This is a genomic window from Ruegeria meonggei (genome assembly GCF_042768335.1).
Lineage (GTDB): Bacteria > Pseudomonadota > Alphaproteobacteria > Rhodobacterales > Rhodobacteraceae > Ruegeria > Ruegeria meonggei.
This window is the reverse complement of the sequence record NZ_JAXHBT010000001.1, coordinates 1,958,009-1,983,785: the sequence shown is the minus strand read 5'-3', so window position 1 is coordinate 1,983,785 and position 25,777 is coordinate 1,958,009. Positions and strand designations below refer to the sequence as shown.

General features: G+C 52.8%; 21 protein-coding genes and 3 pseudogenes. 6 read left to right on the top strand and 18 right to left on the bottom strand.

All coding sequences use genetic code 11. From position 1 onward, the window contains the following. Nucleotides 1–17: 17 nt before the first annotated feature. From SJY13_RS09760 to SJY13_RS09745, 4 genes are read left to right on the top strand one after another with little or no spacing between them, the layout of a single operon-like run. Nucleotides 18–1,496, top strand: a complete 1,479-nt coding sequence (locus tag SJY13_RS09760; RefSeq protein ID WP_377190488.1) for an aldehyde dehydrogenase family protein — start codon at nucleotides 18–20, stop codon at nucleotides 1,494–1,496. A gap of 3 nt (nucleotides 1,497–1,499) precedes the next feature. Continuing rightward, complete coding sequence (locus SJY13_RS09755) at nucleotides 1,500–2,255, top strand: SDR family NAD(P)-dependent oxidoreductase (RefSeq protein WP_377190486.1); 756 nt, start codon at nucleotides 1,500–1,502, stop codon at nucleotides 2,253–2,255. A 3-nt stretch (nucleotides 2,256–2,258) separates the two neighbouring features. Beyond that, on the top strand, nucleotides 2,259–3,014 hold the full coding sequence (locus SJY13_RS09750; protein WP_377190484.1) for an SDR family NAD(P)-dependent oxidoreductase: 756 nt from the start codon (nucleotides 2,259–2,261) through the stop codon (nucleotides 3,012–3,014). A 12-nt stretch (nucleotides 3,015–3,026) separates the two neighbouring features. After that, nucleotides 3,027–4,043 (top strand): proline racemase family protein, encoded by a 1,017-nt coding sequence (locus SJY13_RS09745; RefSeq protein ID WP_120631539.1) that lies wholly within the window; start codon nucleotides 3,027–3,029, stop codon nucleotides 4,041–4,043. A gap of 266 nt (nucleotides 4,044–4,309) precedes the next feature. On the opposite strand, the gene SJY13_RS09740 is transcribed toward SJY13_RS09745, so the two are convergent. From SJY13_RS09740 to SJY13_RS09675, 14 genes and pseudogenes are all read right to left on the bottom strand, one after another. Continuing rightward, nucleotides 4,310–5,425 (bottom strand): endonuclease/exonuclease/phosphatase family protein, encoded by a 1,116-nt coding sequence (locus SJY13_RS09740; RefSeq protein WP_377190482.1) that lies wholly within the window; start codon nucleotides 5,423–5,425, stop codon nucleotides 4,310–4,312. A 173-nt stretch (nucleotides 5,426–5,598) separates the two neighbouring features. Next, a pseudogene (locus SJY13_RS09735) lies at nucleotides 5,599–5,700 on the bottom strand (IS6 family transposase); the annotation flags it as partial. Nucleotides 5,701–5,874: 174 nt separating this feature from the next. After that, nucleotides 5,875–7,761 carry a di-heme-cytochrome C peroxidase gene (locus tag SJY13_RS09730; RefSeq protein ID WP_377190480.1) on the bottom strand — a complete coding sequence of 629 codons (1,887 nt, stop codon included), beginning with the start codon at nucleotides 7,759–7,761 and terminating at the stop codon, nucleotides 5,875–5,877. Further along, nucleotides 7,743–8,933, bottom strand: coding sequence for a catalase family protein (locus tag SJY13_RS09725; protein WP_377190478.1), 1,191 nt, complete (start codon nucleotides 8,931–8,933; stop codon nucleotides 7,743–7,745). The genes SJY13_RS09730 and SJY13_RS09725 overlap by 19 nt, the downstream gene beginning before the upstream one ends. A 547-nt stretch (nucleotides 8,934–9,480) precedes the next feature. Then, a pseudogene (locus SJY13_RS23165) lies at nucleotides 9,481–9,861 on the bottom strand (transposase); the annotation flags it as partial. Nucleotides 9,862–10,149: 288 nt separating this feature from the next. Beyond that, complete coding sequence (locus tag SJY13_RS09715) at nucleotides 10,150–11,265, bottom strand: MBL fold metallo-hydrolase (protein WP_377190474.1); 1,116 nt, start codon at nucleotides 11,263–11,265, stop codon at nucleotides 10,150–10,152. Nucleotides 11,266–11,442: 177 nt separating this feature from the next. Beyond that, nucleotides 11,443–11,742 (bottom strand): transposase, encoded by a 300-nt coding sequence (locus SJY13_RS09710; RefSeq protein ID WP_377190472.1) that lies wholly within the window; start codon nucleotides 11,740–11,742, stop codon nucleotides 11,443–11,445. A 53-nt stretch (nucleotides 11,743–11,795) separates the two neighbouring features. Then, complete coding sequence (locus tag SJY13_RS09705) at nucleotides 11,796–12,011, bottom strand: hypothetical protein (RefSeq protein ID WP_377193730.1); 216 nt, start codon at nucleotides 12,009–12,011, stop codon at nucleotides 11,796–11,798. Between the two features lie 232 nt (nucleotides 12,012–12,243). After that, complete coding sequence (locus SJY13_RS09700) at nucleotides 12,244–13,890, bottom strand: hypothetical protein (protein ID WP_377190470.1); 1,647 nt, start codon at nucleotides 13,888–13,890, stop codon at nucleotides 12,244–12,246. 15 nt (nucleotides 13,891–13,905) lie between these two features. After that, nucleotides 13,906–15,219: a lipase family alpha/beta hydrolase gene (locus tag SJY13_RS09695; RefSeq protein ID WP_377190468.1), complete on the bottom strand. Its 1,314-nt coding sequence runs from the start codon at nucleotides 15,217–15,219 to the stop codon at nucleotides 13,906–13,908. 64 nt (nucleotides 15,220–15,283) lie between these two features. Next, nucleotides 15,284–16,363: a ComEC/Rec2 family competence protein gene (locus tag SJY13_RS09690; RefSeq protein WP_377190466.1), complete on the bottom strand. Its 1,080-nt coding sequence runs from the start codon at nucleotides 16,361–16,363 to the stop codon at nucleotides 15,284–15,286. Next, complete coding sequence (locus SJY13_RS09685; RefSeq protein WP_377190464.1) at nucleotides 16,363–17,715, bottom strand: hypothetical protein; 1,353 nt, start codon at nucleotides 17,713–17,715, stop codon at nucleotides 16,363–16,365. Before SJY13_RS09685 ends, SJY13_RS09690 begins: the two co-directional genes overlap by 1 nt. Next, nucleotides 17,712–18,893, bottom strand: a complete 1,182-nt coding sequence (locus SJY13_RS09680; protein WP_377190462.1) for a caspase family protein — start codon at nucleotides 18,891–18,893, stop codon at nucleotides 17,712–17,714. The genes SJY13_RS09685 and SJY13_RS09680 overlap by 4 nt, the downstream gene beginning before the upstream one ends. Nucleotides 18,894–19,212: 319 nt before the next feature. Further along, a pseudogene (locus SJY13_RS09675) lies at nucleotides 19,213–19,536 on the bottom strand (hypothetical protein); the annotation flags it as partial. A gap of 248 nt (nucleotides 19,537–19,784) precedes the next feature. On the opposite strand from SJY13_RS09675, the gene SJY13_RS09670 reads away from it, so the two are divergent. Continuing rightward, complete coding sequence (locus SJY13_RS09670; RefSeq protein ID WP_377190460.1) at nucleotides 19,785–21,179, top strand: hypothetical protein; 1,395 nt, start codon at nucleotides 19,785–19,787, stop codon at nucleotides 21,177–21,179. 527 nt (nucleotides 21,180–21,706) lie between these two features. After that, a complete protein-coding gene (locus SJY13_RS09665; RefSeq protein WP_377190458.1) occupies nucleotides 21,707–21,925 on the top strand; it encodes a hypothetical protein in 219 nt (72 codons plus the stop codon). Between the two features lie 27 nt (nucleotides 21,926–21,952). On the opposite strand, the gene terL is transcribed toward SJY13_RS09665, so the two are convergent. The 4 genes from terL to SJY13_RS09645 are packed head-to-tail and all read right to left on the bottom strand — an operon-like array spanning nucleotide 21,953 to nucleotide 25,766. Further along, nucleotides 21,953–23,380 carry a phage terminase large subunit gene (gene terL, locus SJY13_RS09660; RefSeq protein ID WP_377190456.1) on the bottom strand — a complete coding sequence of 476 codons (1,428 nt, stop codon included), beginning with the start codon at nucleotides 23,378–23,380 and terminating at the stop codon, nucleotides 21,953–21,955. Next, nucleotides 23,373–23,765 carry a DUF5681 domain-containing protein gene (locus SJY13_RS09655; RefSeq protein WP_377190454.1) on the bottom strand — a complete coding sequence of 131 codons (393 nt, stop codon included), beginning with the start codon at nucleotides 23,763–23,765 and terminating at the stop codon, nucleotides 23,373–23,375. Before SJY13_RS09655 ends, terL begins: the two co-directional genes overlap by 8 nt. After that, complete coding sequence (locus SJY13_RS09650; RefSeq protein ID WP_377190452.1) at nucleotides 23,758–25,104, bottom strand: site-specific DNA-methyltransferase; 1,347 nt, start codon at nucleotides 25,102–25,104, stop codon at nucleotides 23,758–23,760. Before SJY13_RS09650 ends, SJY13_RS09655 begins: the two co-directional genes overlap by 8 nt. After that, nucleotides 25,101–25,766, bottom strand: a complete 666-nt coding sequence (locus SJY13_RS09645; RefSeq protein WP_377190450.1) for a hypothetical protein — start codon at nucleotides 25,764–25,766, stop codon at nucleotides 25,101–25,103. The genes SJY13_RS09650 and SJY13_RS09645 overlap by 4 nt, the downstream gene beginning before the upstream one ends. Nucleotides 25,767–25,777: the final 11 nt, after the last annotated feature.

The window sequence follows — 25,777 nt, the reverse complement described above, 5'->3', positions numbered from 1 at the left end:
ATGCCCGAGGTGCTTTCATGAAAAACCAACTCTTCATAAACGGTCAATGGACCGATGCAGTCTCGGGCGAGGCTTTCGGCGTTGTTGATCCGTCAAATCGAGAAGTGTTTCATCAGGTTGCCCGCGGCGGGCAGCAGGACATCGACGCCGCTGTCAGGGCCGCGCGTGATGCCTTTGACACCGGACCCTGGCCCAGGATGAGCGGGGTGGAACGCGCCGAGGTTCTCCGCCGGATGGGCGACAAAATCACGCGGCGCGTGGACGAACTGGCTCGTTTGGAAGTCCGTGACAACGGAAAGCCACTTCCAGAAGCTGTTTGGGATATCGAGGACACGGCAGGGTGCTTCCATTTTTATGCGGATTTAGCGGAGCGTTTAGACAATAGCGCGGAACAAGAGATCGCCTTGGGAATGCCTGAGTTTGCATCCAAAGCCGTGAAAGAACCCATTGGCGTTGCAGGGGCGATTATTCCTTGGAACTTCCCGATGTTGATGGGTGCATGGAAAGTGGCACCAGCGCTTGCCGCAGGATGTACCATGGTTCTGAAGCCATCCGAACTGACTCCCCTAACGGCGCTGGAATATGGGTCGATTGCGGAGGCTGCCGGTTTGCCTGCAGGTGTCCTGAATATCGTTACCGGTTTTGGACCCGAAGCCGGACAACCCCTGACTGAACATCCTGATGTGGACAAACTGGCCTTCACCGGCTCGATCCCGACTGGCAGCCGTATCATGGCAACAGCTGCCAAGGACATCAAAACGATATCCCTAGAACTCGGTGGAAAATCCCCAATGGTGGTCTTTGCAGACACACCCATCGAAGAGGCCGTTGAATGGATCATGTTCGGCATCTTCTGGAACCAGGGCGAGGTTTGTTCGGCCACGTCGCGCGTCCTGATCGAGGAGGAAATCTATGAACCGCTGATGGCGCGTTTGAAGGAAGAAGCAAAAAAGATCAAAATTGGTCACGGACTGGAGGATGGCGTGTTGCTGGGCCCTTTGGTCAGCCCGTCACAACACGAAAAGGTCCTTGCCGCCATCGAACGTGGCAAGGCCGAAGGTGCGAGGGTTGTAACGGGTGGTGGCGTCCCGAATGGGCTCGAGCACGGTTGCTACGTCCAGCCCACTATTTTGGCTGATGCGCCGCTGGACAGCTGGGTCTGGAACGAGGAAATTTTTGGCCCCGTCGTTTGCATTCGCCCGTTCAAAACCGAGGAAGAAGGCATTGCGCTTGCCAACGCATCGCGATTTGGTCTTGGTGCTGCGGTCATGTCTACCGATACCGAGCGGGCCAACCGGGTTGCGCGCGCCTTTAGGGCCGGGATCGTCTGGGTGAATTGCTCGCAACCGACATTCACCGAGGCGCCTTGGGGCGGATACAAGCAATCTGGTATCGGTCGTGAGTTGGGCGAGTGGGGGCTGAACAATTATCTCGAGACCAAACAGATCACGACCTATGATCGCTCCAAACCATGGGGCTGGTACCTGAAAGGTTAACGTATGGCACATCTCAGTGGGCAAACTGTCTTGCTAACGGGGGCGACAGGATCAATTGGATCGGCGATCGCTCGTGAACTGGCGGGTGAAGGGGCACGTGTCGTGCTGCAGTACGGGACCAACAGGAAAAAAGCCGAGGAATTGACTGCAGAAATCGGCAATGGAGCGATGTGTTTCCAGGCTGATCTGGCTGCTATGGCAGGGCCAACAAATCTCTGGTCGGAGGTGCAATCTGCCGCAGGCCGCATTCATGGGTTGATAAACAACGCGGGCATTCTTTCGCCCTCATCCGTCGAAGATCCGCTGGATGCGTGGCAAGAAACATGGAGCACGGACGTTCAGGTGAACCTGTTGGCCGCAGCGGACCTTTGCCGGGCTGCCATCCGCCATTTTCGCCTACATGACGGTGGTAAGATAATAAACATAGCGTCGCGTGCGGGTCAGGGTGGCTATCGACCAGAAGCAATGTCTTATGGAGCGACCAAAGCTGCTCTGATCAATCTGACACAGAGTATCGCAGGCGGTTTCGGGCGGGACAATGTCACTGCAACTGCCCTGGCACCTGGTTGGGTTCGGACCGAAATGTCCGATGCATATATAGCCGAACATGGCGAAACGGCTGCCTTGCAAGGTATCCCGGTCGGACAAATGGCAGAACCCTCCGAAATTGCCGAGCTTGTTTCGTTTGTTTTGCGCTCTTCCCAAGCATCCCTATCCGGAGCCGTCCTGGACGTTAATGGCGCCAGCCAAATGAGGTAACACATGAATCGTTTCGAAAACAAAACCGTTGTTGTGACGGGAGGGGCGGGCGGCATTGGGGCCGCAATCTGTCGGCGATTTGCGGCAGAGGGGGCGAAGGTCTGGGTCGTTGACACCAACGTCGAAGCTGCCGAGGAGTTATCCGCCGCAATTCGCGCTGAAGGTGGCAATGCAGATTTTCGAAACGTGAACCTGACAGATGCCAAGGCTATTGGAAGCTTCGTAACCAGCCTGACCGAAGACGGAGGCCAAATTGATGTTCTGTGCAACAATGCCGGCCTCATGCGGCGCGGACCCTTGCTGGAACTAAGCCCGGAAGACTGGAGCCTTTCCTTCAAGGTCAATGTCGATGCATTGTTCCATATGTGCCGCGTCGTTATTCCGGTCATGCAAGCGCAGGGCGGTGGCGTGATCATCAACACGGCATCGCAATGGGGGCTCCACCCGGCGCCAGGACATATTGCCTATAACACCTCAAAGGCAGCAGTTGTTGCGTTTACTGAAAATCTTGGGCGTGATTATGCTCCTGACAACATCCGGGTAAATGGGATCGCGCCGGGAGAAGTGCGTACCCCAATGCTGGAAAGCAACCTTGCCCGAAGTGGACGAAGCATAGACGACCTCAATGCCCTGGTCCCATACGGCCGAATTGGTGAACCCGAGGAGATTGCTGCGCTTGTCGCTTTTCTGGCTTCAGACGAGGCCGGTTATCTCTGTGGAACCGTCGTCGAGATCACTGGCGCCCAAGCGGTCGCCTAGCGGGAGGTTCTGATGCGTTGGACAAGAACGTTGCAACTGGTCGATGTGCATTGCGCCGGTGAGATCGGCCGCGTCGTAACCGGTGGAGTGCTGGACATCCCTGGCGAAACGATGGCGGACAAGCTCGAACATATCAACAAAGTGGACGACAGCCTGCGACGCCTGTTGTGTTCTGAACCGCGTTCCGGTCCGGCGGGTTCCGTTGTTCTTCTGGTTCCATCCACCACTCCAGAGGCCGATACGGGTTTCATCGTGCTGCAACCCGATCAGGCACATGCGATGTCAGGGTCCAATGCCATGTGTGCCGTGACGGCCATCCTAGAAACAGGGATGAAGGAGATGGTCGAGCCCGAGACCGAAGTCGCTTTGGACACCGCAGCCGGATTGGTGCGTGCTGTGGCCCAGTGCGAAAACGGAAAGGTTACCAAGGTAGTACTGGATATGCCGCCCTCTTTCGTTTTGGTCAAGGACGCCGTCATCGACACGCCGAATTGGGGTCAGATAACATTTGATATCTGCTTTGGCGGCGTTTTCTATGCGTTGGTCGATGTCGAACAGTTGGGTCTTGCAATATCCCCTGAAAACGCGCGTTCATTGGCTATGGATGGTGTCGCTTTGCGGGAAATGATCGCATCTCAATGCCTGATCAAGCACCCTACAACTTCGGCGCTTGATGGGCTGGCATATGTCATGTTTCGCAGTTTCGACGAAGACGGGGCTGTTCGAACCTGCACGACACTGCGGCCTGGTCGTGTTGATCGGTCGCCCTGTGGCACAGGTTCGAATGCCAACATGGCGGTTTGGCATGCCAGCGGAAATGCGAAGCCTGGTGATTTGCTCGTTTCCAGATCGATTATTGGCAGTGAATTCACAACTGTGTTTGTCTCCGAAACCAGAATTGGAGATCACGTAGCCACAAAAAACAAAATTTCTGGGCAGTGTTGGATTTACGGCATAAGCCAAATTGGCTTAGACCCCACAGACCCATTCCCTTTGGGGTTTTCACTGTCCGATACGTGGGGAGGATAATCGCTGTAGATCAAGGTAAACAAGCTTAGTCTAGCTGCGGCCTAGTAAGGTAGGGGCTTCTATCAGGCGGTCTTGCAAAGTTGATTTATGTCGGCGATCCGTTCACTGCGTCGACAAATATGCCGCGATAGCGACCAATGTCCGCTTCGGGGAAGCTGCATTGCGGCGGCGCTAACGGCGGTGAATGTCTCCTTTGGGCCGGTTCCTCAAAATTTGAAGATGTTAGAGGGAATCGCTTCTTCTTGAAGGGACGCCGAACTAAGACGCTACAATTCGAAGTCTGCCCAGACCGCCCCGTGATCTGACGCTCCATTTGTCCAGTGTGTTACTGAGCTAAACTGTGCCTCAGTTGGAATTGTAGGAGCGGCAGAAGTGAGTTTCTTCAGATTGTACATACCACGCCTTTCAACTCCCGCACCCTTAAATCGTTCCTTCAGCGGTTTAGAGACCAAAATATAATCGATCTGCTCAAAATCGTTATAGTGATAGGTCCACCGCTTTTCGTATTGGGCGCCAAACTCTAACTCGAGCACATCGAAAAGGTTTGGCAAGCCCAACAAGGGTTTAAGTGGAGTACTACCTGGGGTGTCGTTCAGGTCGCCCGCTACGACAACTAAGTCCTTTTTCAAATCGTAGCCGGACAAAATCTCTGCAATAGCTTCTGCCTGTTTCTTGCGGCGTGCGTCAGACTTCGCCGTCTTCCCGTAGCCTTTGCTCTTTAGATGATTGCATAGAATAACAAGGCGTTCACCGTTGGGTAACAATACTTCATACTCAGGGCAGTCACGGCTGAAGGTTTTGCTTCGGCTGCTGCCATCGAACATGTGAGTGCGGATCGTTCCCAAGGGAAATTTGCTGTACAAACCAACATCAATTCCGCGTTGATCGTTTCCGTCGATCAACATCTCGTATCGATATGCGGACCTCAATAGATCAGTGTCGAAGGACTTCAATCCGGGTCGGTTGTCAGCTTCTACAATGCAGGCTATGTCCGCCTTGACGCTTCTGATGACTTTGGCGGTGTTCTCGCGGCCAACCTCGCTAAATTTGGCTTTGATGAATTCAACCGTTCCGTCCCAGTCACCAGCACCATCGGCTCGTACTCCGGTGATAGACCATCCACTTTTTTTCCACAGTTTGCCGCGATCCTCTCGGATTCTTATGAAGTCCTTCAAAGGGGGCTTGCCAGCGATCTCTTTCGTGAACTCGTTTAAGACCTTCCGCTTGTCCGAAGTACTATATGTTGGTTTCTTTAGAAGTTTGCGAAATTCCCCTATCCGTTCAAGGGCTTCGTCGCCAACTGACTTATCCCGAAAATTGAATACTTTTGGACGCGCAAAAAGGTTTTCGACATTGAAGCTAGCTACTCTGTAGTTCGACATTCTTCCGTTCCCTGACCAAATTGAAATTGTGAGCAATTCGCAGATGCTCAACGATGGCGGCAATTTTTTCAACTATTCCGTCGAAGAACGCACCTTTTACGGTGGTCCGAGCTCTGAACACGCTGGCTGGCAGACCAGAAGCCCCGCACTTTGGCTGCGGTTGCATAACAGTCCAGAACCTCAACATCAGCCGTGCTGATAGCAAAACGGTGATACGCCCAAGCCGCATAGGCAATGACCTCACGAGAGAAACGGAAACCCTTCGGTCGTGGAATGTTTCACAGCATCAACCCAGATTGCTCAAATTAAGCGAACAAAATAGCAATACCGGCCAGTTAGACGAAATCGGCGTCGCCGCTTTCAAGACCTTCGTTGTACGCGCAACAAGGGTGCGTCAATTGCGCTTACTTACTCAGCCAGTTGAAAACTCTACGTCGGAATCACATCGGCTACAGCGATTTGAGGTACTCAAGCAGGGCGTTCATCATTGTGGGGTCTTTAGACAATTCGGCATTTCCGTAAATTGGGCCATCATGGCCATTGTTCGAATTTCCAGAAAGGCTCGTGTCGAAAGTATAATCACCTTCGTTGACGAAACCCATGTCGACCGGGTCAAATTCGCGCGCGCCAATTTGGAATGACGTTTCGCGCTGGTTAGTGGGTAACAATAGCTGACGCATGGTTCGTACAGAACCATTGTGCAAAAACGGAGCAGTTGCCCAAATACCGTTCAGTGGTCGCGCCTTATAGCAAGGAAGGCTACCTTCAGGAAAACACGCTAGTTTGTTATGCTCTGGTACCGGAGATGGAAATCTACCAGCAACTTCCTGCAGATAAGCACCTACGCTGGCAGTGTTTGCTGTGCCATCCAGGTGCTGCGCTGCAGCAGCGTCAAGAATGGCGACCACATCCGGTGACTGCCCTGCTTTTATAGCATTCAACGCATCCTCTTTATTATTCAGTAACGCCAGAAAAATCGCGTTTCCGACAGCGCCGCTAATCAGTCCGGGCGCACCTGAAATTTTTTTCAGAAAATTCTCGGCCATGGCGACATCCGTTGCCAAGGCGTCGGGGTCTGTAGGGTTCTTTGGGTTAAAAACCGGGAGCATTTTCGCTTTAACTTGGCGTGCCGGATCAGTGCGGTCACCGATGTCCTGGTGGCATCCGGCGCAGAATTTCTCAAAAACCACCTTGCCGTTGTTCACCATTTCCGTGTCCAGGGTCGGCAGGTCAGTATTGGTCCATAGCGGAGACTCCAACTGCGACAGCAATCCTTCAAGCTTCGCCAGACCAGCAGGATTAACAGAAGAAGAAAGAACTTCACTGTTGTCTTCAGCGATCTCCAGATTTCCAAACACTCCCAGAACCTCAGTGAAATTGCGGGTTATTACACCGAGACCGGCATTGGTGACACTGCCATTCCACTGGACGACATCGTGCTGGGGAGTATCCCAGATAAATGGATAACTAACAGGTGCGTTTGGGTGGGAGATGTTTTCAGGCGTGCCAAGTCCAGATGCGGCGATTTCGTTGACAATGATGCCAACCGCGTCCAGTCGGCCATAGCCGTAGTCATCGGGAACCCCGTTGCGCGCGTTCCAGTCCCTGCGCACTGTCGTCAATTGAACAAGCTGATTGCGAAGCTGGTCGGCGTTGTCAGTTCCACTGTATTTGGATGTTTTGTTATCGGCGATAACCGCAGCTGCAAAGCGATTGAATTTCTCGCTGTCGTTTAGTGTTGCTTCCATGGACGCGGCAAGATCGCGGAACATTCGCTGAAAATCACCCATGGTCGGCGCGCCATCAATCAGGTATTTAGAGCCCTGGTATTCGACTTGACCGGAATGGCAGGCTGCACAATTTAGGCCCAGCCAATCCTCAGAAATCGCACCATATTCTCTGTTGCCGCCGACGAGGCCTCTGGTAAATCCAATGGGCAGACCATCGGGATTCAGCTCGGTCGGGTTTTGCGGCAGGTATCGGTACTTATTCAAATTGTCCGAAGCGCTAAATCTTGCAGTACCATTCGGCTGTTCAAGATGCAGAAACCAGACATAGGGGATAATCCGCGAGCCCTGATCGGTGAACCAGAACTCCTGACGTTGAGTTGAGTCCCAGTTTTGCGGCACGACCAATTCACCATCATACGCCCCGATATATGATACTGAATCGTGTGTCGGGGTGATGGGTTTCTGAAAAAACTCGAACCATATGACCAGACCCAAGGCAATAACACCTGCCGACGCACCTGTTAGCACTTTCCAATTCATTGTGTCACCCAATTCGCTATTGGACTTCTTTTTCCGATCCGGTAACTCTAATAGCCAGTGGCGCATCGATGCTTTGCTGAACTGGCATAAACCTTGCGACGCAGGCGGTTTATACCTCCAAGCGGCCGGTGAGCGGCAAGCGCGTGCCAGGGGCTGAAAGCAAGTTGTTCACAATGCCTGCGCTCTTCTTCGGTGTGAGGTGTCTGCGGCACTTTGATAGTCACTTTTGCGACGCTCTCGTATCTGGCTTCTTCATCCGGCCACACGGTCGTGGCATTCTCGATATTCAAGACATCGTCATTTGCATCTCGGATCTGAATCCTGAAATCAAAACAAATGTCTTCGTTCCCGAGCATGGCATCAGCCAGTGCCTCGCTCAGATAATCTCCGGATGGGTTGTCTGAAGTAACATCCAAAAAGGGCGACTGTTCAGGGGCGATTCTGGGTGCAGCCGAGAATTTCATTGCCTTGCCGGCACCAAACAGAAACGGTGCAGCACCAAAATATTGTACTTCCAGGGGGTTGCGTACGGTTTTTGGCTCTATCTTCGACTTTATGACGTTGAGCGACGCACTCGTTCCGGCAAGATCAGCTTTCGTGAAGCCATTGAACGCGGGAATTGCTGCCATAGTGGCCCTCAACATATTGCGCTTTGCGGTCTTATCAGCAGATTCACCTTCCTCGGGTTCGCCCAATGCCGCCAGTTGCAATGGTACAAAATATGGGTTTGCGTCATTGCCTGCATCTGAAAGATCTAGAACGCGATTAAGGCGTAGATAGTCGCGCACGTTGGCGAAGGCGAATTCCGGTGTATTGACCATCAGAAAATCCTGATTGCTCATAGCGCCGTCTTTACTCAACATTTCTCCGGCAACATCCATTACCTTTATCGCCATACCCCGACTGCCGTTTTTTCCGTCTTTGAGATCGTGTTCAACCAACACATCCGCGTTGGAAAACCGGATCCACGCTTCGTACTTTTTGCCGGGTTGGGCAAACAGACCTACGCGATATTTTTCTTCTATATCATCTCTGACAGTGAATTCTGCCTTCACACACCCATGAGACTTAGCATGAACGCCTCGCAGTATTTTCCCGCCTTGACTGGCTAAATTCTGCGCGCGTTTGTCTTGCAAACTGACGCCTAACTCTACAATTTCATCAATCTCTTCAGATTCTTCAGATGGAACTGTTTCAAACTCAGCACCAGCATTCAAATTATTGTTCGAAGATTTCACTTCAACCTCCTAATTGATTTTGACCGCATTCGTAAAATTAAATCATTCAGTCGACCTAAACGGTCATTCAAAAATCGATAATATATTTAAGTTTGCAATATTTTCGTCCCTAGATCTAGAAACTATATTCTAAAGTTCCTTTTCCCTTGTAAGCGCGATCCCTCAGGTTCTGAATCTATCGAATTCAGCTGCTCGGCATAAGTCACGGCATTGCCAGTTTAATTGGGTATTTGTAGTGAGTTAGGCTCCGGACTTCGGTAACGGAGCCTCATCAATCAAGCAGTTTTGCGCAAGAGAGCTGACCTGCCGTTGTCAGCCCTGCTTTCTTTCGTGGCCTTAGGTTGAGATCTTTCGGGTACATGCTTTGGTTCGTGGTCAACGTCTTGGTTGCCAACATGATGTTGGTTCGATGTAATTCCGATGTGCCCATCTCATAGGCGTGCCTGACAGATGTTAGCGACAGTCCTGACCACGGCATCATCGGAACCGCGTCCCTGCGGGACCTCGAAAGCCCGCGTTTAAGCAGACAACGGGTGTTGGCTGGAGCTCAGATCATTTTTGGCGGGACATCTGGTTGGAATACCGTGCCATCGACCCAATTCCGGTGGAGAATGACTGCAATACGGCGCGCGAGAGCAACCATTGCGATTTTACGGCCGCGGCGTTGAGCTAGATGGGCTCCCCACGTTCACAACCATGTCGCGCGACTACGGTTCATCATGACAGTTGCAGCCTGGCATAGTGCCCGCCTCAGATTGACATCCCCGACCTTGGTGATGCCGCCAGATTTATCTCGTTCACCCGATTGATTGCGAGAAGGCGTCAGGCCGACCCAAGGGCCAACTCTTTTGGAAGACCGGAAGCGATCCGGGTCATCAATGGCCGCACGGTATGTCAGCGCGACAACAGCCCCTATAGGACACATCGAATGACAAAGCCGAACCGTCCTTGGTCTAATGGCCCGGTCGAGCGCATTAACCGTACAGCAAAATGCTCGAATTGATCTTTTGACAAGCTTGAGGGATGAACTGACAAGTTGAATTGGTTGCGGCTGCCTAAGTGTAGAAGAATGTCCGCTGGCAAACAAAGACGATAATCTGTCCAAGCTGGGCGCAGGGCCGCATTAACTTTCAATTTGGACCACTCAAGTGGGGCTGCTCAAAGGCGCTTTTTGGCAACAGCGCCCATTTTTGAGTTCTTACCAATGACCCAACCCTTAATCTTGAAACGGATAAAACGCCTCGCAGGGTGTTGGAACAATGACATCGACCGTCGGATCGGCGTGACTTGCAAACCATCTAAAATCCCGAATTACGCGAGAAGGCTTTGCGTAGAACCTTTTTTTTACGTGACAATCACTCTGAGTTTCACCGTCCAATGGCACTCTATCATCATCCCAGTGGATTGGGTAAACCTTACGAACGTTCGCTGAATGATCAGGTTCTGTAAGACGGACAGTTGTATTCCACAGGTCATCGACTGACTTGCAACCGATCCACAAGCAAACTCCACCAATCCCCAAAAGCACAACATCCGCCGATAATTTTGCTTCCTTGAAATCAAAAACTGCGTCCTTACCCGCACTGGGGAAAATTATCATGGTTCCAGCAGGGTGGTCGATGTGAAATGCCAAGGGCGTTCCTTGTCTGAAGTTCCAGATTGGCGTGGGCAATGTGGTTAGTTCTGATGGGCGAATGGCGCCGCCCTTGGCTGGGCTCAAAGACCTAAAGAGATGGGGCCATTGAAACGTGGTAATTCTGAAGTCGCCTTCTTTTTCGACATGTGTCGCCTGCGCGTTGGGAAGGCTGATATGCGAAACTTGCACGCTCTCCCAATGAAGACCTCCAACGGTTTCGTATGCTTTGGAGTAGACATCCACCAGATGACCAATAGAATTGTCGAGTGCGACTTCACCGTTGTTTTTTGCCAGTATGGAACTGTGTTCGACTGATATTAACTTGGCTCCAGTTGCGGCGGCAACGATCGGGGCATCCAAAGCGTGATCATAATGCGCATGCGCAACCAAAATTAACCCCAGAGTTTTCGGTTTGCACGACGTAGAAGTATCTCCATCACAGCCGAACTTCCCGATCTTCTCCGATTTGAGTTTGCTTAAGACGATTTCAATGTCAGGTTCGATCTCATAAGGTACGAAACGGCCGCCAATCACGCGAAACCGATCTCTCGTAAAATATCCGTCGACCAAAATTTGCGTTTTTGAGTTTTCGATCAAGAGCGTTGAAACACCGTACCAAGTCACTTTGAGTTCGGAGCGGCGATCTAGCTCGTCTGCGGTCGCTTTGGAAATCCCCAACGTAAGCAGCAGTGCCATGCTAATAGCAAAACACCAAACCCGTATTCTTGAGTGGTCGATCAACTTTTTCATCCGATACTTAGAAAAGGCATGGCACCTCCCCCATTTTCGTCTCCAAATTAGGCGATTGTATATTTGACAAACCCGAACCATAATGCAAATTCACCGAGAGTCAGATTTTGGCAACTGTATTTCTCAGGCGATCTGAGTCGACCAGTTTTGCCGGGATTTGAGGAGTGCGTTCGCGATTGTGACGAGCTTTCTAGCGACTGCTGTGATGATGACTTTGTGTGGCTTGCCTGCGTCACGCAAACGATCTACGAAGTTCTTGAGATGCGGATTGTGATGACTCGCGACGAGAGCAGCCTGGCATATGAAATGTCGTACCTGTCGCCGTCCGTATTTACTTGGTGGCTGGCTTCTTTGACTTTGTCGGCTTGGGTCTGACTTTTTTATGGTGCTGGCCTCGCGATCAGATCTGGTCCGTTTATGCAATCCACTGCGACGTTCTGATGCTGATTAACAATTGGAATTTTCTTAGTACTTTGTCACCTCTCATCTGTGACCAGCGTATGGCCGAACACTCTCGCACCAGCAATTAACCAAGGGCCAGCGGGATCAGGATTAGATAAACCTGATAGATCATACAAAAAATCGAACGCATCCGAGGTATATCCTACAAACGCCTTGACGTCAGGGTGATATTGCTTGATTGGCATCTGCCTTGGTTGTGTCGCAAACTTTAGATCTGGATTGATGACCATCTAGGTTCCGGCGTTTGGCCGCATAACACCTCAACTTTCCGCAACTTAGTGATATTCTCTTCTGGCTTGTGGCGCTTGATTTCCATCGTCTATCTGCCGTTTCCTAACTATGGGGGCGGACCAATTCAAACGAGGACCAACCGCCCACCAGCGCCTGAAACCGTCATCCCGATGGATCACAGGCCAATGATGTACTAACAATCAAATTTGACCAGTCAGATGAGGCTGCCCATCAACGCCCGTGCAAATGAAGCTGTCGAGCAAGCCCATGAAACGCCAATGTTCCATCGCCCAACGTGGTCGAATACTCATCCAGATCCAATCCATCATCCAAAAGCTTACCCAGCCATTTGGTTCTCAGGGCCATATCGGTGGCACGGTCTGCCCTGACGTGTTCGCTTTCGCTGGTTGTCAACACGGCGCGGATCGACTTCTCGACCCAATCCAGAACCAATGTCGTGCCATATCGGATCTGGACCGTAACAGGGTTTCCGCCCCGATCTATCGAAAAGCTATTATCGGTCCAAGTCAGCTTTAGTATCAGCTCGCGTGTGATAGCCCTTTTTCCATTTCGCCTATAGGTCTCTTTCGACACATCCAGTCTTGGACGAATTGCAAACTCTGCGCCCTCGGGCACGAAAAGCGCCTTACGGTTCTGTTCGACAAAAGCATGTGCCATATCATTGTCTATATACAGCGCATCCAATTCGACATCATTTAGGTCCAGGTCCGCAATTACGGGCTCAGCGTCCTCAGCACGCTCAATGATCCCGCGCTTCACTGCCTCATTCACCAAAACCGTCCGCTCATCAGGGCTGTCGGGGTTGCTTGCTGCATCAGCACTAACAACGGCGCGCACGTAGTCTGCAAACGTAACCTCGCCCGGTGGCAAATAGTCCAACGCGCGAAACGCGATTCGAGCGGTGCGATCAGCAACATTCGCAAGGACCCGGCCAGATAGACTGTAACGCGATCTTCCTTCTTCATCTTCGGCCTGTTGTTCGTCAAGCTCGGTGCTGTAGCTTTGCAGAAACATTTCGTAGATTGCGCCGGTTAGCACCTCGCTCAAATCATGGGGCGACGAAGAACGAACGTCTCGCAGCCGCTTGTCGTTCAACAGATCGCGCAACGGCTGCAACCTGCCCGATTTCGCCTGCCCGAACTGTTCAGCGACCGCGTTGAACGCGCCCGGTTGCCGCAAATCTCCGTGATTAGATTTCAGCACCAGCCGAGCCAACCGGGATGACCGCGCCGCAAACAACATCGCGGTAACATCCGATACCGCCTCGTGCAGGCTCAAAGACAGTGGAGAGGTGGCGTTGTACAGATCTGGCGCCAAGCCATCCAAAATCGCATGTGCGGTCTCATGTGCCACAATATCGGGCGACAAACAGGTATAGACCCGTGTGTCTATACCGCCAATCACGCCATCAAAAAAGAAGAACTCAAGGCTTCTCTTTTCCCTGGAGTACTGCGCATTGGCTTTAACCCCAGCGCGCGGCACAACCTTTAACTGCTGAGCATCAAAAGCCCAGGTCAGTTTACGGCCCAAGATGCCCGGACCCTCAAACAGATCCATAGTCGCGTGAACAGCCCCGAACACGCTGACTTGCTGGAAGTCTCTGGCAAAGATATCTGATTTGTCTGAAACCTGATGCGTCGCCAGCTTCCGTCGCGGGCCGTCGGGCTGATACTTGGCCCCCGGCCAAGTTTCACCAGTTTCGTCATCGATATCGACCACGGCTACCCGTGATGAGGTTGGGCCGTCACTCAAAACTTCATCTTCGTCGATTTCAAGCTGACGCCCTTGCATCAGTCCGGATCTGGGGCGTTTCTCAATCGGTGTCGACGGATCGGTCGCGAGATAGTACACTTTCATGCGGCGCGGCATGGCTCAGGGCTCAGCACTGATTGCAAAGAATGCAGGTTCCTGTGTGCTCGGGCTGCCGTTTAAGCGTATTTCATAGCTTCCCGGTTGTTCGATTGCCGGTAACTCGACCCGCAACTGTGTCACCAGCGGACCTTCATAGCGGATCGGAATTGCATCTCGGAAGGCCTCAAACGGCGTTTCGTCAGGATTGTTGCTGCGCCCGATGACCAGTTCACCATCAATGGCACCAAACGGCTCGTCCGAAAGGATCAAAAGCTCAACCGGCTCCTGCGCCCCTAATGTTAGGCCCTGCACTGATAGCAGCACACCGTTATCCAGGCTAAATGGCTGTTGAGAATACTCTTTACCAAACAGGCGGTACAGGACCGCCGCACATTGATCATAACGGAAGAACTTGGCGTGTTCACCGGTCGCCAGCTGCTTTTGCGTCGCTTTGCCGAAAGCGCTCCAGACAGGAACCGTACCGTCTCCGGCATCGGCCGTGACAGTCGGAATCTCGTGTCCCGGCAGCACGTTCAACCGTGTTGTGGTTTTGTGCCCACCACCACCAAAGAAGAAATACCGAACATGCGCAGGTTCCTCTCCAGCCGCTAATGTGTCATGCACCCATTTAGCGCGTGCGACCAGCTCGTGCTTCAGCCCCACCTTCTGCGCACCCGCCTGGTCATAGATATCGACCGGGGGCAAACTCACGTGCGCGGCGTCCCAAACCGCCTTTTCCCCAGGCGCTGGCAACAACTGATAAGCAGAGGGGAACCGAGGATCGGCTGCAAAAGTCGCAAAATCCTTGCCTGAAACTCCAATCTGCCCCTCTAGCCCCAGAATCCGAACCAATGCGTTTGGTGCGCCAAGATGAGGCGTACCATAGGTGATCAATCCTTGGAGTTTAGGAAACCATGAGGTGCCACGATATGTGCTTGGCTCGACTGCCAGTCGAGCGATAAGCCCACCCATTGAATGCGCCACAATAGTTAGGCTTTCCGCGCCCTCTTGTACCAGGTTCTCCATCCGACCAGATAATTGCGCTGCCATGTCTTCGAGATCGAGTCGCCAATCGTAGGCGAAGATGTCGAGCCGTTTGTCGGCACCGCCTTCGGTAAAGCCAATATCATTCAATTGCTTGATCAGCGGGCGATAGATGCCGACACAACTGACTCTGCGCACAATGTCGGTGGCTCGCAGATCATTACGCATGATCTGATCCAAGCGTTTGTATCCAGTCGTCACCTCCCACGCGGTGGGTGGCCAAATTACATCACCCGATGGGGTATTCAGAACTGATCCCATGATACCCGGAATAAGAACAACGCAATCCATTTTAGAGACCTCCTAAAAATTCCAAAATACTCTGTCTTGCCCAGTAAACCCGAGACACTGATACTTAACGCAAATCGATTTCGATCCGCCCGTTCACTGCCGCCTCTGGTATCACGGTCCTATAGTTCCAACGCGACGACAGTGTCGCACTCTCCCACTGTTCAGAACTCGACTGCCGATAATTAAAATACAAAGTCTTTTCGCGTGCTCTATCAGTAACCAGAATACGAGCTATCGTCTCTGGGTCCGGATGGTGATGCCGCGCCCCATTGGTCGAAAATGCGAACCGAGTGCAATCGATCATGCTCAGAAACGTTGGAGATGTGTTTGCCTTAGACCCATGATGGCAGATCTTCAGCAGATCCAAACGATACCGACCGTCTTCTTGCTCGGCCAGCCGGGCCAGCCTGCGCTCAAGCACTTCAGAATGCGCGTCCGCCGCCAGGAGAACTCTAACGCCTTTATATTCAGCAATAAATGAGATTGATGCCCCATTTGCTTTGGTCGTATCTGGCTCGTATGGCGCGGCCGCAAGTACGCGTACATTCGGAGCGCTGCCAAGGGCCTCGAATGCAGAATCTAAAGGATCGTCTTCATCTGGGTCAAATGTACGCAAACCGGCTTCTCCCAATTCACGATCCCATTGTGGCAACAACTCCGCCAGCTCTGCATCCCCCGGTGAGAGAAGTGTGAGTTTCAAGCCTCCAGGCAATTCAATCGGAACCTGCGCCTCGGGGCTATTGGTTGATACGACGCCGCTTGCAAAATCTTCGTTCTGAGGCCAACCGAATTTAGCAATCCCGCGTGACAGCTTCTCGGCCTGACGCGCGCCAAATGCCTCATAGGGATGTAATCGGCGATGGGCTTTTTCAAGCTGTGGACGAGCGTTGTACCAAACACGAGCCGGATTGAATGCCGGTATATCGGCCCGTACCATCGGGATAGCGCCAGCAATGTGATCGGCATCGATATGTGACATCACGAGTAACTCGATGTCTCCCAATTCCTTTAGAACCGGCTGAACATCACCCCAGGTCGAGCCGCGCCCGAGATCGACAAACAGATGGCGCTCATTTCCACGGCTCCCCCAGCTGAGTTGAACGCAATCGCCATCACGCGCGGGATGTAGGACCATTCGAAACATCACTCGGACTCCGGCAAGCGGATCACAGTAAAGGCTTGATCGGAGTCTACGCGGGCGGAAATCCTGGCGATATGCGCCAACCCCTCGTCATCCTCGAGCTGCGCCAAGCCGAGCCGCAATATGCGCACAACCAGGGAAAACCATGGGATGCCGCGTCTCAACCCTTCATGCAACCAATGACGCGCTTCATCATACTGACCCAGTTGCAGCAGACGGTATCCCAACAAAACTGCCCCATCCGGCAGGCCTGGATTCCATTCCGCTAAATTGTGCAGCCAACTGTCCCAGTGCTGTTCACCACGGTCGGGTGACGCGGCGACCAATGCCAAACCACCCAACGTTGCAATCAGCGGGCTTTTACGTTTGCCCCATAATGCCTGTTCGGGTGGTTCATGTTTGAAGATTTCTGTGGCCAGTTGGGCCACCTCCAAAAGACGGCCCGAAGAGACAAATTCCAATAACCCTGACCAATGCTGATCGACCACCGATATTTGCGTACGCCCCGGCGCGTCAGGCGTCATCGGGCTGGCAGTCAAGCGGTCATACAAAATCTGGATTTTTTCTTGACCCGTCTGCTCGCTGTACCCCCACCACATCCAGGGGATCGAAATCAAATCCTGTTGCCCATCGCGATCTATCACAATCCACCTTGGGAACATCGCAGGACCATCAAAGCTGCTTGCGGGTTGCGCAATCCTGTTTAACATTTCATCCATTTGTCCGTGACCGGGCAGAGCGGGGTTCCAGTAATAGTAGAACTCATCTGAAGCCAGGTAACCCAGGTCGTAGTCGCCTAGATTGGACAGCGTGGCGGCATCTGGATCGATGCACCTCCACTCGTTTACTCCCCCGCTTAAATGAACCGCCTTAGTTGCGGGTGTTTCACCGCGTCGATCGAAAAAATCCAGATCGCGCACGATCACGGCATTCATGGCCCGCGCAACAGATTTCGCCGCAACGCTGGCCATTTCGGGCGCGCGTATCGGTTCGTTGCGCAGCGTTGGTGCTTTCACCCGCCCCGCATATTGCTGCCAACTTAGATATTCATGCGGAGACACCGGCAGGATAATTTCGTGATCCTGGCTATCGGCTGTCTCGACCTTTAAGTCTTGCTGTATATCTTTGCCGCGGGGCAGGCGCAGGGTGACGCTATAATACCCGAGATCAGGCAACTCGAAATGCGTCGGCTCTTTCGGGCCGTAACCGAACACTGCAACCGGTCTAGTCTGTCGCCAAGACGGCCGTATCGGCGTACCGTCGCTTTTGGCCAGATACACCACCTCGGCCACTGCACCCGCGATCAACGCGCCGTCGGCATGGGGCTGGGTTACGACGAGGTTAAACTCTATCATTCGCGCACCTCCAACTCCACATAGGTCACGGGCCGCAACAACTTGCGCGTATCCGGCACGGCAAATGGGGGTTGGTTCGTCAAAGTTGCCGAAAACTCCCACTGGCCAGGTTGCAAGTCAAAAACGCAACATCCCAATTCGTTCGACTCCTCCGCGACCTGAGACACTTGAGGGTGCGCACTCGTCGTTTCAGTGCAGATCAACGTCGCTTCGGGCCATGTCATTGGGTCAGACAGCTTAACAAAACCTTTGATGACGTTCGGTTCGTCAACCTCGTTAAAGTCGAAGCTCGAAAGGTCCAAACTGGTCGGAACGGATCGGTGGCGCAGTTCTTCTGGCAAACGCCATTGGATCAAACGGTCAACCGCTTTCAGAATTGATGGAGTGCTGGATTTCCAGACACCTGTCTCATCATCTGGCGCGGCAAAGCGCACGGCATCAAGAAACGAAGTAGCGAAAACGCTGGCTTTGCCGATCTGCCCAAATGCTTCTTCGCCATCAATGGTTGGAAACAAGATACATTGCTGCGCTGCCCCACCCGATTCGCGGGCCGAAGGTGGAATAGACAGAATACGTGTGCCTAGGCTAGGCTCATCCTCATAGAGGAAGTCAACTTTTGTACGACAGCAATCCAACAAGAACAGCTGCTGATCCGCAGGAGAGTTCTTCATTGTCCCTCGCAGCGCGTCCAGATCAATGGCAGGCGCATAGCCATTAACCGATCTGCCGAAATCCGAGAGGAGCAAAGCCGCCTGCTGACCAAGCGACACACCATGACCGCAGAAATAAAACACAGCCAGATTACTGGAATGTGTTTTCAGACGTTCCGACCAATGATGTACAGCTTCGGTTACCGAGCCCAAATCCGCCTCGGGGATATCTCGCGCGGTTACCGTGCCAGGCGGCGTGTAGGAACTGGGATCCTCATCTGATACACACATGGACAAGCTGCCGAGAGGACGTTCGGAGTTCTTGAACTCGGTCAAGAACCAATCCGTGATCAACTTGGCCGTAACCGGAGGCGATGACAATTGAGAGATATCGCCGCCGATATCTGTCATTGCATCGCCTTTGCCTTTGCCATGATAATAACGCCCAGCCGCAACGATGATCACATGCGTAGCAGGTTGCGCCAAAAGAGTTTCGTTCTGAAAAACCAGAGCGGCATCGTGCGTCATAAAAATACCTTTCACACGCTTAGAGTATCATATATCTAGTCGCTGCGTCGATAACGGGGTCGACGCTGGCTCGTTCCCGTCAGCAAGACGAGGAACGGCTAATTGAACCAGAGAGCGGTCCTTATGTGCGTGGCACAAAAATGCTGTTGTCATCCGACTTCGTTGAGCCTCAGATAGCGATTTTGCAATCTGTTGATCGGCCATTCGCGATTCAAATCTTAGGTCGGTCATGGAAACTGGCATCAAAACTCCTTATACGCTTGCGCTCAATTTAGCTCACTCAGGTCGATCCGGCTTTCCGAACCAGTTTCACTAGTGGCTAAATCAGCTCGTTCAAAGAATTCACTGGTTTGTTCAGCTCTTCGATCAAAGGAACAAGATCCGGTGATATACTTGGATATCTTTCTGGAGCAGCCAAGACACGAGCGGCAACGTCTGCCGCTGTTGAGCCAGTGGCACCAACAGGTAGGAGTACAAGACCATTCTCTGCCGCGATCTCGAACTCGGAAACCATTCCGTTTGCTGGAACTGTCCTTTCACCAGTCTTTTTGTTGCCAAACAATAACAGCGCGGAACCTGCTGACGGTATGAAGTCGCTGCGGTAATTGTGCCAAAGCGCCTCTCGTTCCTTTTTGTCGGCTACATATTGAGAAAATCTCCCAACCTATAAATGATCATCGATTTGGCGTTCGACATTTCGATTGCCAACGATGAGAGCATTGCATTGATTCAGGCTCATACAAAATTGCACTCGGACGGGAGGCCTGCCGGCGCGAGATCCTTTGCGTTTGAGTGTTTCAGAACGGCGATGCCTTCAAGTTCTTGCGTGCGGTGTCAGGATCGGGTCATCCTACAATGATAGTCTCAGAAGTTTTGCAAATGGGTTTTTGAATGGCCGATTTCCAAGAGGAAACCTTAAAGTATCACCGCAAGTCATTTTCGACTTTGGTGCTGGTGCAGGCGGCTATTCTTCTGGCGTCCGCAGCTGATCCCAATGTTCAGCTCAATCGTGCGGTTGACCAGATCAGGGGTATTGAACGCGCGGTGCAAGACTGGGACGAGGATTGGGTCCAAACCGCAGCGGTCGAGCGGATAGGAGAGGTGAAGGTTCGGTATCCAACCCGATGGCCAACGCAGCTTACCGAACACGATGGGCTTCGACTTCAGATCATCGGCGACCCGGTGCAGCACGTACCCCACGAGATGCTGTTGCGCACACCCGGCGCTTCTTTCAGCCTAAGAGGTCCAAACGGTGTGGATGATGAGTTGGTAGGCGCTAATCTGGGGTTGCCAGGTTGGTACACAATGGGGTTTCGGGTAGAGCAACCGACGACCTTGGCCGATTTTCAAGCGATATGGGACGGGTTGAATTCTGACGTACGGATCTCTGTTGGCGCGCTTACATCGGGAGATCTGCCCGCGCGGGTTCGCGTTACCGACCAGAGACACACGGACGTGCACATTACTTCTGTTCGCTTTGATGCTGTGCAACTGCCCCCCGAGGACGCCGAGTACATACTTAGTCTTCAAAGGGCGAGTCCCGCAGCGGTCCGCGAGCTTTCCGAGAGGGTGCCCGCCCAAACACGCGCGCGTGGCTCACACAACCTCGAGTTCATAGCTGTTCATGGCGATCTGACCCAGACCGCGGTGGCAACGCGCAATTCCTTGGGTGCTCCGCCTTTGCCTGGTGACCCACCTGTATTCACCATCGAGGTTGCAATCGAGACCATAGAAATCCCAGTTGCGCTCCAAGATAAGCTCCGTACCCAGATTTCGGCCGATCTGTCCTTGGGCGCGTTTGGAGATGCCTTTGCCGAATTGGCCGAGAGTACAACTGGCATCGAGGCACTTCCGATTGCAGATCTCCGTGCGGTGCTTGAGACACGCCTCAGAAACACGGACCGGAGGATCAAGGTGGTTGGTCTTGAGTTCCCAGTGGGTTCTTTGGCGCTTTGGGGTGCAGGGTTCCTAGTTCTGGCGCAACTCTACTTTCTGATCGAGTTTCAGCATCTGGCACCGAAGCTCAAGCATCACGATGTGACCTTCCCTTGGATCGCATTCTTTGATGGGTTGCTCGCAAGATCCGCCTTTGCATCCTTGGCATTTGTCACTCCAGCGCTGGTAATTCTCTTTGTCGGTTGGCCGGTGCTGCAGTCAGAGGAGGATACGCTCAGGACGGCGATCATGGTGTCGCTGTTGATGAGTTCTACCGCAGCAGGCGTTAGCGGCGCTCTATCTTATCGTTCACTGCTGTCACGCCTGCGCCAAACAATCCCTGAAGGCTAGCGGACGCGACACGGGTCGGGTGTGTCAAGGTAATCTCCGATGCTTGATGGTTGGTTTGGAGTTTTAGATTTATGAGACCCGCGCGCGCCGTGCGGCTCGCATGATCTAGTAGACAGGGCTGGGGGGTTGTGTCGCAAAGTTTTTTTGCGTGGGATGTTATTCCTATGCTCATCGTGTGAATGGGTGAAATGGGGACGACCTTCGTGATTTTTGGTCTATTAACGCCCAGATTCAGCCAGTGCTTGGCGTTAAACTGAAAGCCAATGGAATAATTTCCCAAATTTTGAAGGCTCCAAGAAAGTTTGCGACACAACCATTAGTTATTGGGCGCAAGACAAGGAAAAGCAGCATCGCCCCGCCGAGCAGTTATAGAAAAATGCTGCGCTCTTCACGAATGGCTGCTCTTGGGAAGCCAGCCAGTGAATTCCGGAAGATGGCGAATGTCAGCTTTGGGCCGCGAGCTAATTCAGATGTGCAACTCGCTCGGCATCAGAAAAAATTCGCGCCAAGATCGCGGCCGTCAAGGATTGGCTGGATCAAGCGGGCCTGTCTGGTCAACGCCTAGTATTCTTTGGCTGTCACGCGATGATGATGGATCACGACATGACGGTTTTGCGGAGTATGTCTGCACTGAACTGCGCGATCAGGGCAAACCGGAAGGCGCCCGGGTTATCATCAAGGTCTGGTCCCATCAGGACATGCTGCGCGACCAACTGACTGAGACAGGAGCACACACCTGCAAGTAGGTTTTAACTGTCAGTCAATAGATCCAATCATCCGACATTCTCCAACGTATAGCGGCTACGCGTGCGGTCCCAATTGATGAGCTGTGACAAGGCATCAACCTGGTCATCGTGATGGCCTTCCGGAAACGCCAAAAGCTCGGATTGGAAGTCATTCATCCAAACCGCCTTGCGCGGCAACAAAACACTGCCTGACTCGATTTGTGCAGAGCATGTCGCCATTCGAACAATTTTGTCCCCTTCCGGCTTAATTGGGATTGTCCGGATAAGTTCGCGTTTGAGGTCCTGGATCAGGCTGATACCGGATCCTTTATCTTCGACCAAGACAGTATCGGCTTTCCATCTCTTGGCTGTCTTGATGACTTTGCGCTTGAGGTCAGGGTAGTCCAGTTTTTCCCGAACAACGTCGACAACATAGATCGTACGCCCCTCAATAATCGCGGTTATGCCGACCGAGTAATCCGCCAGTTCAGTGGCTTTTGAGGCCGTATCCCAGCTCTGAACGATCTTTGTGCTGTAGGTCTTTTTCTCAAGGGCAGTATCGTAGTACTGGAACCAGGACCATTTGATCAGGTTGCCTTCCGCAGGAACAGGTCGTTGCTGATATTGCGCTGAGAAGGCATGTGTGCCCGTTGACGCCCTGAGTTCATCCAGCACCTCCTGACTGTCACGCTCCGGGTGCAACAGCTCGCCTTCTTTGCGGCGATAGAAACGGTTGTGTCCAATCTCGACATCCATTGCTGCCGGTGCGATCGCCGGTAAATCGAGATGTCGCCAACCGCCTTTCGCCAGAACGTGACCCGCAAGGTCGTCGACATGAAGGCGTTGCATCACCAAGATAATCGCCCCCGTTGATTTGTTATCAAGCCGGGAGAGCAGCGTCGTGTCGTACCAGTCCTTGACCTTCTTGCGCGAAGTTTCAGAATAGGCGTCGCCTGCTTTCATAGGGTCATCAATGATAATGACAGAACCACCCTGCCCGGTCAGCGCTCCGCCGGTAGTGGTGCTCAGGCGTTGCCCTCCGGCTGTTGTCAGGCTCAATCCTTCAGTGTTCTTCGTAGGATCAATCCGGGTGTCCGGGAACGCTCCCTGATACCAGGGGCTCGCCATGACCTTGCGACAATGGTTTGCGTGTGCCGTTGCGAGATCACCACCATAGGAGACACAGATTATCTTTTTGCCGGGGTCATGCCCCAGTAACCAGGCCGGGAATGCCACTGAGGCTGTGATGGATTTCAGGCTCCGTGGCGGCAGTGTGATGAGCAGTCTTCTGGTTTCGCCTTGCGCCACCTTTGTGAGCTCATGCGCTATGGCGTCCATATGCCAGTTGTTGAGAAATTCCTGGCCCCCGTTGATCTCAGCAAAACAGCGTTCAGTGAACAAGGCTAAATCGCTACGCAATACGGCTTTCAGCAATTTCAACTGTTCCGCGACGTCATTTCTGGCATGCTTATTCATGTTTGACACCTTTGCTCAGTAATCTGGCCTCCCAACTGGCAAGGACAGCGCGATCATCCTCCCCCAGGTTCTCAACGGCCCGTCTGGTTTGCGCGGCCAGTTCATCCTGCATATCCGCAGCTCTCAATAGCCGGAACGCTTCTGTCCGCGCGCGGGCATCGCCCTTGAGCGCATCGTTGATTGTCTTGTCAGCCAGGGCTTCGATTTTGCTGATGCGTTTCGATCCCTGAGCGGTCTGGACCGAGACTTTCCTGGCGGCAGCTTTCTTCACGATGGCATTCAAAGACGTCGTTTTGCGAGGACGCCCTTTGGGATTTCCGGACTTGCCCTTTTTGAACTGCGTGGCCTTGGGCGGCCGGCCATATCCAATCTCGTGGTCACTCATCACGCGAGCCCGCTTCTGCCATCAAAACATCGTCAAAAGTCTCGCCTGAGGATCTCAGAACAGCGTCTTCATGTGTAAAAGCCTGCCACCGGCGGATGATGGTGTCACAGTAAACCGGATCGATTTCGACAAGACGCGCGCGCCGACGGGTTTTCTCCGCCGCAATCAGTGTCGTGCCGGCGCCGCCGAATGCATCCAGAACAATCCCGCCCGGTGCCGAACAGTCCTTGATCGCGTCGGCGACCATCGCCACAGGTTTGACCGTCGGATGCATGGCCAGTTCTTCACGCGCCGCTTTCGTCCCGGATGTTATGCCTCTGTAATTCCAGACATTGGTGCGATAGCGACCGTGCTGACCCAGTTCAAAACTGTTGATGTGGGACGCATCACCATTCCTGAACACAAAAACAAGTTCGTGGCGTGAACGATAAAAGCTCCCCATACCGCCGTTGTCCTTAACCCAGACACAAAGGTTTTTCGGCGCGCCATATACCTTGCTACCAGCTTCCAGAAGTTCGGTTACATGCCGCCAGTCCATGCAGATGAAGTGGATCGCGCCGTCAGTTGAATGGTCTGCAAGGTGCCGGAAGCTCTTCTGCAAAAACCGTGTGAACTCTTTTGGGGTCATCTCCCCCGAGGCCATCGCAAATTCCCGGTGCTTGTTCTGTCCCTTGCTCAGGACATGTCCGTCGATGGGCACATTGTAAGGCGGATCGGCAAACACCATCTGAGCCGGTGCATCCATCAGGCTCTGATAGGTGGATTTCTCAAGCGCGTCACCGCAGGCCAACAGGTGATCGCCCAGTTGCCAGATATCGCCGGTCTGTGTCACAGGCGCCCTGTTTGGTTCCGGGGCTGGCAGCGCATCATCTTCTTCGCTTTCCGTGGCCGGGTCGGTTCCGCCAGGTTCGATGAGAGTGTCGATCTCCGATATAGAGAAGCCTGTCGCCCGCACGTCAATGTCGGGGCAATCCTCAATCAGATATTCAAGCTCACCCGCCAGGATCGTATCATCCCAGCCGGCTTTTTCGGCCAGGCGATTATCGGCAATGATGTAGGCACGTTTTTCCCCCTCACTCAGCGACCCTATGAGCAAACATGGCACTTCACGCCATTTCAACCGCCTTGCCGCCTCGACGCGCCCGTGCCCCGCAAGGATCATGCCAACTTCGTCGATGAGGACCGGGTTGGTAAAGCCAAACCGTTCAATACTTTCGGCAATCTGCCTGATCTGTTTGCGCGAATGAGTGCGTGCGTTTCGATCGTAAGCCTTCAAATCGGCAACAGGTTTGAACAATATTCGATCCGCACCAACATTGAACGAAGCATGTCGGGTCATTTCGAAGCCTCTTCGGACTCATTTTGCTTATCTTGAGCATCAGCTTCCTTTGCCAACTCATCGAGTGACAATTGGTAATAAATTAGAGCGTTCATATAGTATCGGGTGCTTTGGGGCAGGTGTTTGAGTTCGGCGTTTTCCGGAAGCGAATTTTTCATGTCATCCAGCGTTCGGATGTCACGTGTTTCGAACCTGGCAAACGCAGACAAAAGCTGCTCCTTATCATTCACATCAAACGGAAGTTTTCGTGTGAGGTCCAGTGCCCTCCTCGCTCCCGCCATGGCAGTTAGGTGTTGCGAGAATCGCGCCATGCGATTGACAAGCTCAGAGTCAGCTAGTTGCGCAATCCACCCTTGCAATTCGAGCCAGCCAAGCGCCAGATCACCTAAAAACCCCTGGTCACGCCTTGCATCTCTGCGTAACCTTGCTTGTTCTGTTAGCGCCCTGGATTGCTCTTTCCATTTCCCTCTGAGGCGCCTGATTTCGTTTTCCTCTTTAAACCCAACATTGTTCGCGAGTTTAGTAAAAGAAGCATCCGGTTGTTCGATAGAGCGCTCAGCTATCTTGACCAATGCGGGCTGGTCTCCGGGATATCGAATCGACCCCTTCGGGCGACCAGGCTTGCGCGGATTTTGGGCCGTATCGTTGTCTTCTTGTGTCATAGCTATTGCAT

Bases quoted from the DNA above. Each gene is read 5' to 3' on its own strand.
- SJY13_RS09760 (WP_377190488.1), top strand. From the start codon at position 18: ATGAAAAACCAACTCTTCATAAACGGTCAATGGACCGATGCAGTCTCG.
- SJY13_RS09755 (WP_377190486.1), top strand. From the start codon at position 1,500: ATGGCACATCTCAGTGGGCAAACTGTCTTGCTAACGGGGGCGACAGGA.
- SJY13_RS09750 (WP_377190484.1), top strand. From the start codon at position 2,259: ATGAATCGTTTCGAAAACAAAACCGTTGTTGTGACGGGAGGGGCGGGC.
- SJY13_RS09745 (WP_120631539.1), top strand. From the start codon at position 3,027: ATGCGTTGGACAAGAACGTTGCAACTGGTCGATGTGCATTGCGCCGGT.
- SJY13_RS09740 (WP_377190482.1), bottom strand. From the start codon at position 5,425: ATGTCGAACTACAGAGTAGCTAGCTTCAATGTCGAAAACCTTTTTGCG.
- SJY13_RS09730 (WP_377190480.1), bottom strand. From the start codon at position 7,761: ATGCGCCACTGGCTATTAGAGTTACCGGATCGGAAAAAGAAGTCCAAT.
- SJY13_RS09715 (WP_377190474.1), bottom strand. From the start codon at position 11,265: ATGGCACTGCTGCTTACGTTGGGGATTTCCAAAGCGACCGCAGACGAG.
- SJY13_RS09705 (WP_377193730.1), bottom strand. From the start codon at position 12,011: ATGGTCATCAATCCAGATCTAAAGTTTGCGACACAACCAAGGCAGATG.
- SJY13_RS09700 (WP_377190470.1), bottom strand. From the start codon at position 13,890: ATGAAAGTGTACTATCTCGCGACCGATCCGTCGACACCGATTGAGAAA.
- SJY13_RS09695 (WP_377190468.1), bottom strand. From the start codon at position 15,219: ATGGATTGCGTTGTTCTTATTCCGGGTATCATGGGATCAGTTCTGAAT.
- SJY13_RS09690 (WP_377190466.1), bottom strand. From the start codon at position 16,363: ATGTTTCGAATGGTCCTACATCCCGCGCGTGATGGCGATTGCGTTCAA.
- SJY13_RS09685 (WP_377190464.1), bottom strand. From the start codon at position 17,715: ATGATAGAGTTTAACCTCGTCGTAACCCAGCCCCATGCCGACGGCGCG.
- SJY13_RS09680 (WP_377190462.1), bottom strand. From the start codon at position 18,893: ATGACGCACGATGCCGCTCTGGTTTTTCAGAACGAAACTCTTTTGGCG.
- SJY13_RS09670 (WP_377190460.1), top strand. From the start codon at position 19,785: ATGGCCGATTTCCAAGAGGAAACCTTAAAGTATCACCGCAAGTCATTT.
- terL (WP_377190456.1), bottom strand. From the start codon at position 23,380: ATGAATAAGCATGCCAGAAATGACGTCGCGGAACAGTTGAAATTGCTG.
- SJY13_RS09655 (WP_377190454.1), bottom strand. From the start codon at position 23,765: ATGAGTGACCACGAGATTGGATATGGCCGGCCGCCCAAGGCCACGCAG.
- SJY13_RS09650 (WP_377190452.1), bottom strand. From the start codon at position 25,104: ATGACCCGACATGCTTCGTTCAATGTTGGTGCGGATCGAATATTGTTC.
- SJY13_RS09645 (WP_377190450.1), bottom strand. From the start codon at position 25,766: ATGACACAAGAAGACAACGATACGGCCCAAAATCCGCGCAAGCCTGGT.